12 protein-coding genes are annotated in these 13,889 nt (G+C 37.9%); 3 read left to right on the forward strand and 9 right to left on the reverse strand.

All coding sequences use genetic code 11. The annotated features are described in order from the left end of the window. Positions 1–137 precede the first annotated feature (137 nt). The 4 genes from NST21_RS17260 to NST21_RS17275 form a co-directional block, all read right to left on the reverse strand. Entirely contained in the window at positions 138–833 is a 696-nt protein-coding gene (locus NST21_RS17260; protein WP_056520866.1) for an AIM24 family protein, read from the reverse strand. After that, positions 833–1,528, reverse strand: coding sequence for a class I SAM-dependent methyltransferase (locus NST21_RS17265; protein ID WP_056520867.1), 696 nt, complete (start codon positions 1,526–1,528; stop codon positions 833–835). Before NST21_RS17265 ends, NST21_RS17260 begins: the two co-directional genes overlap by 1 nt. Before the next feature lie 315 nt (positions 1,529–1,843). Continuing rightward, positions 1,844–2,272, reverse strand: a complete 429-nt coding sequence (mntR, locus tag NST21_RS17270; protein WP_053346643.1) for a transcriptional regulator MntR — start codon at positions 2,270–2,272, stop codon at positions 1,844–1,846. Positions 2,273–2,374: 102 nt separating this feature from the next. Next, positions 2,375–4,549 carry a DNA topoisomerase III gene (locus NST21_RS17275; protein ID WP_340890407.1) on the reverse strand — a complete coding sequence of 725 codons (2,175 nt, stop codon included), beginning with the start codon at positions 4,547–4,549 and terminating at the stop codon, positions 2,375–2,377. Positions 4,550–4,737: 188 nt separating this feature from the next. Here NST21_RS17275 and NST21_RS17280 point away from each other — a divergent pair, with 188 nt between their 5' ends. Next, positions 4,738–5,427, forward strand: a complete 690-nt coding sequence (locus NST21_RS17280; protein ID WP_340890408.1) for a DGQHR domain-containing protein — start codon at positions 4,738–4,740, stop codon at positions 5,425–5,427. 632 nt (positions 5,428–6,059) lie between these two features. Here NST21_RS17280 and NST21_RS17285 read toward each other — a convergent pair. The 3 genes from NST21_RS17285 to NST21_RS17295 form a co-directional block, all read right to left on the reverse strand. Then, complete coding sequence (locus tag NST21_RS17285) at positions 6,060–7,730, reverse strand: M4 family metallopeptidase (protein WP_340890409.1); 1,671 nt, start codon at positions 7,728–7,730, stop codon at positions 6,060–6,062. Between the two features lie 510 nt (positions 7,731–8,240). Continuing rightward, positions 8,241–8,351, reverse strand: coding sequence for a GNAT family N-acetyltransferase (locus NST21_RS17290; RefSeq protein ID WP_340890410.1), 111 nt, complete (start codon positions 8,349–8,351; stop codon positions 8,241–8,243). Next, complete coding sequence (locus NST21_RS17295; RefSeq protein WP_340890411.1) at positions 8,333–8,623, reverse strand: GNAT family N-acetyltransferase; 291 nt, start codon at positions 8,621–8,623, stop codon at positions 8,333–8,335. Before NST21_RS17295 ends, NST21_RS17290 begins: the two co-directional genes overlap by 19 nt. A 285-nt stretch (positions 8,624–8,908) precedes the next feature. Between NST21_RS17295 and NST21_RS17305 the strand changes: the two genes are divergently transcribed. Both NST21_RS17305 and NST21_RS17310 read left to right on the forward strand, forming a co-directional pair. Beyond that, on the forward strand, positions 8,909–9,688 hold the full coding sequence (locus tag NST21_RS17305; protein WP_445670528.1) for an IS3 family transposase: 780 nt from the start codon (positions 8,909–8,911) through the stop codon (positions 9,686–9,688). A 401-nt stretch (positions 9,689–10,089) separates the two neighbouring features. Next, positions 10,090–11,364 (forward strand): IS110 family transposase, encoded by a 1,275-nt coding sequence (locus tag NST21_RS17310; RefSeq protein WP_340890412.1) that lies wholly within the window; start codon positions 10,090–10,092, stop codon positions 11,362–11,364. Positions 11,365–11,920: 556 nt separating this feature from the next. On the opposite strand, the gene NST21_RS17315 is transcribed toward NST21_RS17310, so the two are convergent. Continuing rightward, positions 11,921–12,433, reverse strand: a complete 513-nt coding sequence (locus tag NST21_RS17315; protein WP_340890413.1) for a DUF2306 domain-containing protein — start codon at positions 12,431–12,433, stop codon at positions 11,921–11,923. A gap of 388 nt (positions 12,434–12,821) precedes the next feature. Further along, entirely contained in the window at positions 12,822–13,511 is a 690-nt protein-coding gene (locus NST21_RS17320; protein WP_340890414.1) for an alpha/beta fold hydrolase, read from the reverse strand. Positions 13,512–13,889: the final 378 nt, after the last annotated feature.

Below are 13,889 nucleotides of genomic sequence, written 5' to 3' on the forward strand. Positions count from 1 at the left end.
TACTTTTTTTCGGGGAAACCTGCTGAATTTAGTATGGATGAAAAAACCTGAGTTCTTGACTCAGGTTTTTTCATTTTGAAGTTTTTCTGGAATTCTAGCTTAAAAAATTTCTTGTATTTGCTTTATGGTGTTTTTTATCAAGACTCTTTATTACCAAAATACACCTCTTCAAAAGGTTGGACTACTACAAATCCCTGTCCTTCAAATTTCATCTGAACCGATTCCCCACTTCCTCTTCCAAAAAACGACTTTAATGACACATCGGTTACAAACTCAGGTTGTAGGTCTCCAGACCAAGCGACGGTTGCATTTGGATCCGTATAGACTGGGTTCCCCCTTTCTACCATTAATGTGAGAGGTTCATAATGAGAAGTGAATGCCACCATCCCTTTCCCTTCAAGTCTAACATTGAACAATCCCCCCGCTAGCAAACCGGCAATACGCCGCATCATTTTAATATCCCATTGTATGCTCGGCTCAAAGGCAAGTAAATCGTTACCGTTTACACTAATTGATTCCCCATTCAAATGTAAGATGGAAATCTTCTTCCCTTGATCTGCCACATACAACTTTCCACTTCCAGTCGCTTTCATCAAAGATGCACCCTCACCTGTAAAGGCCTTTTTAAAGAGTTTGCCAAATCCGTGTTCTAATATTCCTTCTCGTTCGAATTTAATATTGCCCCGATAAGAAATCATTGTCCCCATTTTCGCCCAGATTTGTTGTTCAAGATTTATTTCCAAAATTCTTTCCGTTTCAAGTTCAAACAAACCTTGCCCCTTATCCTGCTGTTTCGTTTTTTCGACGAATTGATTGATTTGATACTTTTCCATCACTGATTACCCTCTTTTTGAAGGAGAAACAACCACATAAAAGATACGGCTTGCTTTAAATCCTTTGAAAAGTGACCTAGTTTTGTAAAGTCTACCCCTCTCTTGGCGACGCCGGTATCAGCGACTGCTTTCCATCCGCTTTCAACTGCTATTTTCTCAAACTCCCACGGCTGCATCGTGTTCATGATTACTTTGTCGCCCAATAAACGTTGGAAACTAAACTTTTTACGTGGTTCCGCAGTCGGACCAAGTATTCCAAAACAGGCATAGCCGCCAGGCTTTATTATACGGTGAATTTCCTTCACCACAGTTAATGGTTCACCTGTGTATTCAAGAGAATTAATTACCAATGCCGCATCCATTTCTTCGTCCTTAAATGGAAGACGATAAAAATCACCTTGAATAAATGAAAGTTTAGGCTGATGTACGGTCTTTTCCATTGCAAATTCAATCATGACGTTAGAAAGATCAATTCCAGTTACTTCATAACCCGCTTCAGCAAGTTTAAGAGAACCAACTCCATCTCCACAGCCTATATCAGCTACCTTACTTCCCGTAGGCACATATTGAGAAAAAAACGGGATTATATTTTTTCGACTTCCTGTTTCCCACATTTCTTGCGAATTCTCCACCCACTTAGAAGCAAAGTCATCCCATTTCTTTTCCGATTCTTTATGCCAAGTATGTAAATCCATCCGGCATTCCCCCATTCCATTTAAATCTTTGTTTCATATGAACACATAGAATTGTTAAAGAAATAACTTGTTTCTTAACTTTTTGATTACATCACCTAGTATAGAAAAGCCCGTCTCTACCCCTGACTGCTGAGGCTTATTTATAGCTATTCTGCTCTGACTCTAAAAATCCCTTTTTTACCCTTTCCTATTATCCACTTATTGAACATCATTTGTTTTATAACTAGTTAGATTGTTTATTCCGTACAATAATAGCTGACTGGTTTATAAGTCATTTAATTTATAAAAGTCAAAAAAAAAACTGCCAGTGGCAGCTTATTTTGAGTTCTCTTCGTTTCTTTTTTGTATATTTCTTAAATCCTCGACACGACTAGGAGATTCCTCAAAGAATTCGACAAGATCTCCAATCCGATCGATAGCATTCCAACTAAGGTGATGTTCGATACCTTCAACATCCTGATAGATATTTTCTTCTTTGACCCCAATCAATCTTAGCATCTGTTCTAATAGTTCATGTCGGTATACGAGCCTTTTACCCACTTTTTTCCCATTTGCAGTCAAAACGAGACCACGGTACTTTTCATATATTAAATATTTTTCATGATCTAGTTTTTGAACCATTTTTGTAACTGAAGAGGGATGGACGGAAAGATTTTCTGCAATATCGGAAACCCTGGCATACCCTTTTTCTTCAATAAGTAAATAAATTTGTTCTATGTAATCCTCCATGCTCGGTGTAGGCATTCGGAATCCTCCCATTCAAACGCATATCTAAAAATTTTACTATATAAACGACCCCGAAACAAGAAGATATCGTCTCAGGACGTCTTTTAAAGAAGTTTATCATTAAGTTTGCTTGACGGCTTGTTCTGTTGGAAATGTAAAACTAATCTTCTTTTCAGAATCGGACCAAGATAAAATTGCGTCAAAGGTCTTTTCTCCTTTTTTAAAGCCACTTATTAAATCCGTTTCGCCACTTGCCAACAGCTTTTTTATATTTGCTTGACTGATCTTTTTATTCAGGATTTTTTTGGAGATAGTGAAGTTACACTTGGTTTTCTGATAACTCACACATCCATAAAATTCACCTTTATCGACAATCTTCGAACCGCATAACTTGCAGCTGCCTACAGATGCAGTATTTCTTTTTTTAGAACCGCTCCGTTGAATTGATTCAGTATCCAGTCCTTGGAAATCCCAGTTTTCCGATGATTCAACTGCATCACTGATAATTTTAGCCGACATCTTCTTAACAGCTTCCATAAATTCACCAGCGGAAGCCTTTCCTTCCCCGATTTCCCTTAAGCGCTGTTCCCATTTAGCCGTCATTTCAGGTGAAGCCAGAATTTTTTCTCCGATGGCAGTAATCAGTACTTTCCCTTTATCTGTCGCAAATACCTGATTTTTTTTAACATCAATATATTTACGGTCTTTCAGCATAGTTATAATGCCTGCACGAGTAGCCTCAGTTCCAAGTCCTTCTGTTTTCATCAAAACCTTTTCTAGCTCTTCATTATCCAGATGTTTTCCGGCAGTTTTCATCAATGTAATCAACTGACCCTCTGTATAGCGCTTAGGAGGCTGGGTTTTTCCTTCTTTCACTTTTACACTGGCTACCTGTCCAGAATCCCCTTTTTTGACGGGGGGCAAAATGATATCGTCATCATCCTTATCATTTTGGAAAATCACCTTGCGCCATCCCTCTTGGATTTGCTGCTTGCCTTTCGAAATGAATTCGGCCCGCTTATCGACAAGCGTTTTAATTGTTGTATAATCGAAAATCGCCTTCTCATAATGAGCCGCAATCAGGCGGCGTACCACCAAGTCATAGATATTGCGTTCTTCAGCGGAAAGGCGCTTTGGGTCTGTGACCTGCTCAGTAGGGATAATTGCATAGTGATCAGTCACTTTTTTTTCATTTACAAACCGTTTATTATTTATGATGCTTGATTGAGGCAACGGAAACAGGGATTCATACTCTGAAAACCTGCTTATTTTTTGCAAAATATCGGGAAATGTCTCGGCTTCCCCCTCTGTAACATAATTGGAGTCAGAACGCGGGTAAGAAACAATCCCTTTTTGATATAAACTTTGAACAATATCCAGCGTCTTTTTCGGTGAATATTTATAAATCTTATTCACGGTTGCCTGTAAAGAAGATAGATTAAATAATAAAGGTGGCTGAAATTCTTTTCTTTCTGTATCCATTTCTGCAATTTCAGCTTCTTTACCCTTGCAAAAGGCGGCAATTTTTTCAGCAAGTTCTTTTGTTTTAATCCTCGGATCGTTGTTCTGCTGCCACTTTCCTTGATATTTATTTCCATCCATCTTGAAGTCAGCAAATACTTCCCAAAACGGTTCAGATTTGAACTGTTCAATTTCCATTTCCCTTTTTACTATCAAAGCGAGGGTAGGCGTCTGAACCCTGCCGGCTGAAAATACATCCGACACCCCTCTTTGTTTCAATAAAATGCTATAAGCTCTAGAAGCATTCATACCAACAACCCAGTCTGCACAAGCTCTCGTATATGCTTCATAATAAAGTGGCCTTGTTTTTTCTTCGCTAATCAGATTTTGGAAACCTTCATAAATGGCTTTCGGAGTCAAAGAGGAAATCCATAAACGTTTCATCGGTTTTTTGACGCTGCATAGATTGACGATATTGCGTACAATCAATTCTCCTTCACGACCGGCATCGCCAGCATGAATAATTTCATCCACATCCGACTTCCTAAGCAAAGTTTTCACAACATTGAATTGCTTTGCCTTTTGTCGAGTCACTTCATATTGGAATTTCTCAGGAATCATCGGCAATGTATCAATCGACCATTTTTTCCATTTTGAATGATACGTTTCCGGTGAAACTAGTTGACATAAATGCCCGACTGCCCATGTTACATAAGCACCATCCGGAAAAAGTTCATTCGGCAAAATTTCTATATAGCCTTGCTGTTTCTTCGTTTTAAATTGACCTGCTAACGTTGAACCTTGATCTGGTTTCTCCGCAATGATTAGCTTCATATTTTCGTCACCTAATCCGTTAAAAAATATCTTTCTTTATTATTATACCTTAAATATATATATCGGCTAGATTTGAGTTAGTTTTTACAGAACTGCTCCTGTAACGGGATAGAATAATTACTTAACGCCGGTGGAGAATGGAATTTTCATGCATATGATAAGACTCGTCCAAATTTAGGCAGATTAAAATGCAAAAAAAAGCTTCATTAATGGATGGACAACATAGATTAGGAGGAATTGAGCTATATACAAAAACAACAAATTCAATGTTACATGTTCCTTTTCTTGCCTTCCATTGGTTAGATGAAGATGAGGAAATTAAATTTTTTGATATTATTAATACAAAAGCTAAAGGTATAGGTACTTCGTTAAGTAGATTTTTAAAAAGAGAAAGTGATAATCTTAGTTGGATTGCAACACAGCTAATTATTGACCCTAACAGCCCCTTGTATAATAAAGGAACGTTAATTGGCAAAAGAACTAAAGAAAAGCATATTACTTTACAAAATGTATATAACTTTCTTTTGTTATTAATTAAAAATACAAAGATAGCCGAATTACCTAAGGAAAAAATACTTAATATAACTCTTACTTATTTTAATTGTATAAAAGAGTTGTTACCTGTTGAATGGAGTGATTATAAGCAATATAGACTAACTCATATAGTCTGTTTAAATGCTTTTGCTATAGCCGGCAATAAAATTATTCCTTCAAATTATAATTTTGTTTCTAACCAGTTAAACATTAAAGAAGTAAATAAAAGAATGAGTAGTATAAAGATATTTGATTGGTCTAGTGAAGGAACATTGAAATATCTAAAAGGTGCTAGTGGTTCTAAACTCTTAGCTGAAGACATCATTGCATCTGTAGAAAAATAATTCTTGAATTCCCCATATTCAAATATTAAAATGGCCGAAAAATCAAATTGATTTTCGGCCATTCTTATTCCTTATTCTTTGGAGGGAACATTCCAGCTCAGTTCATGTATGTATTGTGCTAAAGCATCTGTTAAAAAAAGAATCAACTGTAGCTTTGAAATAAAGATTGATCAAAAGGTCCTCCTGAACCCTCATATTAGCGAAAATAAATACAATCCATTTTGAAAAGAGATTGATCAAAATAGGTTCTTTTCTAGTGATTTAGTATACAATTTTTATAAAATTGTTTGATTATTTTTTTAGTGATCATTATATCTCTGGCAGCATAGAGGTCAGTATTTATCTATGTATTGTTAATATAAGCAATCTATTTAAAACCCTCTATACTTAATAAAATTAAAGAGACTTACAAAAGGCTCTTTAATCACTGTTACATCTCTTATCTATCTTTCCTTACAAGTAGTGAACAGCACTCCACGTGTCCAGAGTGTATGTGGCAACACATGGAGGCTGGTGAGACCATAACAAAAAATCCCCCAAACTCTTATTCTGGGGGAACATAAAACGCACTTCAATATTCTTCTAAAATCCGCTAAAAATATTGATTCCTGCGGGCGGATCCAATTATATACTTAGTAAATTCCCACCGAATCAAATCCGGCAGCAGCTGCAGCCTCTTCCTTGCTGCCTTCACCATAAATATCAATTGCAGACTGAACAATAGCCTTACGAGCGTCACTAAAATCGGAATTTGGCGTTAAATAAACGCTTATTGCACGATAGTAGATTTGTCCTAACTTGTGCCTTCCAATTTCTTGACCAATCAAGTATGCAGCGTGGTTTGTAATCGAGGAGTTAACATGGACACCGCCGCCATCTACCGAAGTTGGCATGTGATAAAATTCATCCATATGAGCCGGATAGACTCCACTGCCATATGCAGCTCTTTCCGCATTACTTACTACAACACTGTTTGGATTACTCAAGCTGCGCAATCTCGTTACACCGTCAGCTTTAGCAGCTGGTGCCATAATATCCTCACCCATTTCCCAATCATCGTCGTCAACAAGTGCACCAAAGACGTCAGCAAATGATTCGTTTAGTGCTCCAGATTGATTGCGGTAAACTAAATTTGCTGTATGAGTGATGACGCCATGAGTCATTTCGTGGGCAGCAACGTCAAGACCGGCTGATAGTGAAATAAAGAACTCACCGTCACCATCCCCATAGGTCATCCAACGCCCATTCCAGGATGCATTGTTGTAATTATTGCCATAGTGGACCTTAGAAATGATTGCCATTCCTTCACCGTCAAGAGAATTTCGGCCATGCTCATTAAGGTAATAATCATATACCTTTTCCGAATTATAGTGTGCATCGACAAGAGCCCGATCATAGTCGCCGATAAATGCAGCAGAATTCCCCACATATAGAGTATCATTACTGGAACTATTATCATTTTTAGCATCATACGTAAGTATTCCATCAAGACCATTATGAGAGTAATCAGCTAACGCAAACTGAGTTCCAGATTTAGGTTCCTTCACTTGGGTAATATGTAATTCCCTGTGATCACCATGTACCCCTTTTCCAGCACCTTTTTGTGTTTTCATTTCATCAGCATGCATTAAACCATTATACTTATCGATGATTTCTCCCGTGTTTGCATCCACAAAGACAAACCAGTTGCCAGGCTCATCCCCCATGAAGTTAACATTCACTTTATAAGCTGTATGATTCTCTCCTTCAAAAGGATAGACTACAAGCTCAGAAGTTGGCTCATACGTTAGCTCTTCAGGGGCATTGACAGATGATAGTGCCTGCTTTAGTGCTGCATCACTGCTTAAGGAGGCAGTCGTGTCCACCGCATCATCGGCAATCGTCTGATTTACTCTTCCGTTGACGGATACGACTTCATTATTCTTATTAAAATGAACAATAACTTCGGATCCTTCTACGTTCACTCCATTTATTGATTGATTAAAGCGAACGTTGGTCATACCGAGTTTATCTTTTTGTGAATCTTTTACTTTTAGGTTTTTATCTGGATTTTTAATTCCGGTTTTACCTTCGTTTTTCTTTAAATAATTTAGTGCATTGGAAGGGTTGCTAGAAGAGAATTTCTCAGCAAATCGCTCCTTCACAAAAACAGGAACGCTTGCCTTCTCATTCCACTTTTTAGAAGCTTGTACACTACTAGCCACCTTCGAATCAACAGGCTTCGCAAATACATTACCGACTGGGATAGAACCTACCAACAACGCTGACGATAGAACTGCAGGAACAATAAACTTTTTCTTCAATATCGATACCCCCATTTTTTTCCATTGACTTTATTATAGATTAATAAAAGTTAATTTACATGAATAATTGGAATTATTTTAATTTTATAAAAACTATTAAGAAAAACCCGGATGCTACCTTACGGTAGGTACAATTTACCACTTGACATGGTGATGAAATTAAAAATACCTCTAAATTTATTGGATTTTCTATACTTTTTTTGTAGTTAATTTAAACTAATTATAAAAAGTAGGATCTTAGCTAGTTAATTTGGAATATGCATTATAATAGGTATAATGATAGTCGGTTTGACACGGAAGCTCTGCGGGCATGATGCACGGCCATGCCGTAAGGTTTTAGGAGAGTTAGCGACATTTGGGTCAGTCCCAAGAAAAGAAGTGCCAGGCACCTTCCAATTTAGTTGATTTTCTTCAAATTAATAGTGTATTCGAAATGAAACTCGAATACTCTTATTTTTTCGAATGGAGAATAAGTAATAATCGCCCCCACTTCTTAATTTCGCATGTTAATTATTCATCTTTTTCATTAATAATTCCGTAATATACTAAATCCACATATTTACTGTCTTTTATGACATGTTCATTTAAAATTCCCTCTTTTTTCATACCAATCTTCTCCATAACTTTCCCCGAAGCAAGGTTCGATGGAAATATCGCGCAAACACTTTGTGCAGTTTCTTTTCTTCAAAAGCAAATTGTAAAATCGACTGCGCTGCCTCTGTCACATAGCCATTTCCCCAATATGGCTCGTCAATCCAATAGGCTATTTCTCCATGGTTAAAACGTTTATTGTTCGATAACGCAATTGCTCCAAATAATTCGCCAGTTTCTTTGTCTGTTACCGCGAACTCATACGATTTATCCGCCATAAAATTATCGTAATGGTGCTCCATCCACGACACTGCATCGTTTAAACTATACGGATAAGGCAGGTACTATGTATGTTTGAAATATTATAGTTATTGCAAAGCGTCGCAACCGCTGCCGCATCGGATGTTTGAAATAATCTAAGGACGAGCCTTTCTGTCGTGATCATTAATTTTTCACGAACATATCCCAGTCAATCGGCTCCCTTTACCTACAAAATGTAAATCCTGCCCTGAATCGTCTACACTTATCTGGACAGAGGTTTTAAGGGCAGATACACTTAACTCTCTACAGATAAGGGAGCACTCAAAATGACCAAGCGAGAACGCCGTACGTTCACTTCCGAATTTAAACAACAGATCATTCAACTCTACCTAAATGGGAAAAACCGTAAGGCTCTTATTAAAGAATATGAACTTACTCCTTCTTCTTTAGACCGGTGGATACAACAGAGTGAAAACACAGGTTCTTTTAAAGAAAAAGATAACCGTTCTCCTGAGGAACAAGAACTTATTAAACTACTAAAAGAACAGAAGAAGTTACAGATGGAGAATGATATTTTAAAGCAAGCCGCGCTGATACTAGGACGAAAGATTCATGAAAGCTTATTAACCAAAGGGTTTTCCCTAAGTCTAAAGCGTGTTCAACGTTTAATGAGCAAGGCAAGAATTCGTTCTATTACTAAGAAAAAATACCGTCCCTATCCATCTAAAGAAAAGGTTATTCAATTGGATAATTTGCTAAAACGAGACTTCACTACTCAGACCATTAATGAGAAATGGGTAGCAGATATTACGTATATCCACACGTTAAAAGACGGATGGTGTTATTTAGCTTCGGTATTGGACCTTCATTCTAAGAAAATAGTAGGGTATTCATTTTCTCGTTCAATGACGACAGAACTGGTCATAAAAGCTTTCAATAACGCACACATTTCACAAAAGCCCTCGGAGGGCTTAGTTCTTCATACAGATCTTGGCTCACAATATACAAGCAGTGAGTTTACTCAACATATCCAAAACCATCATATTAAGCAATCCTTTAGTCAGAAAGGTTGCCCGTACGATAATGCCTGTATTGAATCAGTATAAATATTGACCTCTCCCAAGATTATAGTCTTTAAATTCAATATTACTAATTGTTTCAAAACACCGGGATAATTGACATATCTTTCTAAGTATTTGTTGCATAGCATACCCACTTTCCAAAGAGAACTAATTATGGAATACAATGACTTTACTACATTCGTATTGTTGAAAAGTCAACATTATTGTTGAAAGTTCAACAATAATGTTGTTAATTATCTTAAACTAATCTGCCCCGTTAGTGCCATAAGAAAAAGGCTGCCTCAGCAACCTCTCTTATTGAAGTAAAGCACCTGTTAGCATTCCTGTAGATCGTTAAACATCAGGTTTGAAAAAAATAGAGCCCCTCAGTAAGATACGAGTATAGAGTCCAATCTAACTCAAAGTCTTAAGGAGGAAGCCCTACTATGAATTTTAAAATGCAAAACAAACAAAATCAACTAATTGAAAGAATTACGGATCAACATCTAGTTGTTGGTGTGGATATCGCCCAACACGTACACGTGGCCCGTGCTGTAAACTATCGGGGCATTGTGATCGGGAAACCTTTGTCTTTTGAAAATAACGAAGAGGGTTTTACTAGATTACTAAACTGGATCAAGGAACTAAAACACATGAAAAACCTAGACACCACGATAGTCGGAATGGAACCTACCGGTCATTATTGGATGAACCTTTCAAAGTGGCTAGTCAAACAAAACATTGATGTCGTTACGGTCAATCCTCACCATGTCAAAAGAAACAAAGAAAATCGTGATAATACGCAATCCAAAAGTGATAAAAAAGATGCCCTTGTCATCGCTGATATGGTGAAGAATGGCTATTATGCCTTCGTTCGTTCCACTTCAGAATCATTTGAAAAACTTCGTGTCCTTATGGCTAACCGAGATGTGATCGTTAAGCGTCTTGTTAGCTCCATCAACCAAATTAATCGCTGGGTGGATGTTGTCTTTCCCGAGCTCCGGCAAGTGTTTAAAGACGTATCATGTAAAGGGGCAATCGCAACCCTACGCCTCTTTCCTACCCCAGCTGAATTAAGTTCCTTACAGCCTCAAGATATCGTAACCGGGTGGAAATCATGTATGAAGCGACATTCCGGGCATAAAAAAGCCCGTTCCCTGCTTACATTGGCCAAGCGTTCAATTGGTACGAAACAAGCCCTTGATGCATATAAACTTCACTTGGAACAGTTATTAGAGGAATATGATCTCGCTTCATCCCAACTCGAAAGAGTGACGCAAGAAGTCACAAACGTCTTGGAACAGATTCCATTCGTTAAGCAAATACTTGCCATTAAAGGAATCAGCGGAATTTCACTGGCGGGCATCTTAGGAGAAGCTGGAGATCTGAGTGGGTTCGCTCACGGGAATGCGCTCCTTCGTCATGCAGGATTGCATCTCGCTGAGGCAAGCTCTGGGAAGTGGAAAGGCCAAATTGTTCTTTCCAAACGTGGAAGATCACGCCTGCGGCGTTACCTCTTCCTTGCGACCATGAGTCTGGTGATGAATAACCCTGAGTTTAAAGCCCTACACTCGAACAATGTTAAGGTGAAGAAGATTAAGAAAATGAAATCCATCATGAAACTATGTGGAAAACTCGCCCGTGTCCTAGTAGGGATTGCTCGTAATGGCTCTGCCTATAAACCGGAAATGATCTTCCCTCTTGAACAACTAGCAGCGTAAATTTACATTCACATTGTTATTTAACGAAAGTTGGCTTATTCGTAGGATTTCAAAGAAAGCACGAAGTACTGGATGTAATGAACAAAAGGGCAATGACCCGTTCCGTTAGCAAAACCAGCCTCCACCCCTTGGATAGGCATGACGAAGGAATGAAAGGGCATATGATTATGACCCGTTGAGACATGGGAGGGAAAGCCTCCAGGGGCAGCGTGGAAAATGCGTGCAGCATATGTAATAATATGGGATTCTCAATAGATCCCCTATTTCAATCTGCCCTCATCTTATCAAAACGTTCCTATCTCTTTCGTTCATCTAAAGCAACCTATACCATGTGGTTTGAAATCCTGCGAATAAGCGAGTATTCGTGAGCATTATCTATTAAACTGAGGGAGTTCATTAAGAAAAGCATTTCTTATTAAAGAATCGTGCCCGATTGCTGAACAAGAATAACATATTTCTCTTTGTGCCTTATTTAACATAAGTCAGGATTATCAGAGTTTTTTAAAAACCTTGGTTCTGTTAAAGAAATAATGTTGTTTTTTAATACTAGGCTCTGTTATAAAGTATTGTTGTTTTCTTTCTTGGACAACTCTTTTCCCGGTTCTTCTTTTTTATTTCTTGTGTATTTTTGGCTTACGATATAAATCAAGGGTGTTCCGATGATGGTAGGTATAAACCAAAGCCATAGTTTGGGCAGTTGGTTAAGTAGAGGAACCATATCCCCAATATTAACCAAAAGAGCTGTTACAGCACCGATATAAGAACCTAACATACCTCTAATGTGGTGATGAATCCAGTTTTTCCAACGTCTTTTACGTGCAAGGTAACCATATATCGCAAAGGAGTAAGAAAAAAGGGCCACATAAAACAAATAAGCGATTTCTTCCCATCGCAAAATTGACAAGATGATTGCAGTAATAAATATTACAACGTAAGATGCATGGTAGAGTTCACCCCATTTTGTATGAGTACCTCTTCTTTTTTTGGCGGACATAGCTATTACACCTGAAAATAAGCATATTATTCCGAATATAATATGAATGATTAAAAGTATTTGAAAAGTATCCAAAGTAATCCCCCTTCCATTTATAACAACATATACCATTAATATATTCGAAGAAGATGTAAAAAATCATTAATAATTGTATTACATGTGCTATTCAAACCCAGTTTACAAAATGCTTCTTAAAGGGAACCCAACCAAAACCAAAACCCTTGGCACCAAAGGGTTTTCTCTTATCGCCATTTATCGTTTATGAATGATTTATTATACCTCGTTGATAAATCATCGTTTACGCTTGCTCAAGAGCGCCTGATGGCTGCATAAAAAGTAGGGTTTTATGCAACCTCTTATTCAATTAAATGGCCCTCTACATAAAGAAATAGCACAATCCTTTCTACAGAATTGCGCCCGTTTGTTTAATAAGAATTAGGCTAGCAGTGAAAGCGTTGGAAACTCATGAATTAAGAAAACTTTTTACGGCAGCTAAGAAGGCTGGTAAATTAGCATCATGCACAAAGTGCCCGGCATCTTCTATCGTCACCAATTCGCAATTCGGTATAAGCTCAGAAACTTCCTGCAATTTGTTTTGAGGAATATGACTGGAACCACCGCCTATAATAAGAGTCGGCATGATAATGTCCGAAAGACGCTCCCACCATTCGGGATTGGGTTCATTTAGTTGCCGTAGAATCGAAGGCACAACCCGCCAATCAAACGGTAGGGGATCAGAAGGTTTGGAAGGAACTTCGAACATCTTATCTGGAACAGGAGGAGGAGTGTCTTCAACAATCAACCTTTCTATTCTTGACGGATATGTTTCCGCGAAAAGATAGGATACTGTTCCTCCCATGGAATGACCAATTAGCGTAAAACGTTCCAAATTCATAGCATTCGCAAAATGAAGCAAGTCATCGGACATCAGTTCAAAAGTGTATGTACTAGTTCTCGCACTCCCACCGTGCCCCCGTTGATCTAAAGCTAAAACTCGGTATTTTTCTCCTAATACAGCAGCAACTTGATCCCATGTTTCTGCACTTGTCCCCAGCGCGTGAAGTGCAACAAGTGGTGGGGCAGAAGGTTCTCCACTCTCGCGATATTGAAAAGTGAGTCCATTCAGTTCAATTTGATTCACCCGTGTTTCCATCTCCGATCATCTCCTAGGGTAGGTTTTATCATTTGAAACCCGATTTATTTAATGTCCGTACCTATATATTCAGCGAATGTGTGAATATTCCTTTTTAAACTCTTCTTCCCTTTAGTTAAATAGTCTCTAATATCATTTCTTCTTCACTATTCTGCCCGTTTAGTTGATTAAGGAAAAAATCCACCAAATGGCAGCCCTGATCTCAACTAACGCACCTGTTAGTTCAATTAGGTTAAGGAATTTTAATTTATCTTAGGCTTTATTCTCTGTTCAAATTCATCTTTGGCTATATCCCAAACTTATCTCGAACATCTTGACCATTAAATCAGTTAATTATTTCATAATCATCTACTATATCTTCGTTAAGGATTCCCTTAA

Source organism: Peribacillus sp. FSL K6-1552 (assembly GCF_038005205.1).
Classification (GTDB): Bacteria; Bacillota; Bacilli; order Bacillales; family DSM-1321; genus Peribacillus; species Peribacillus butanolivorans.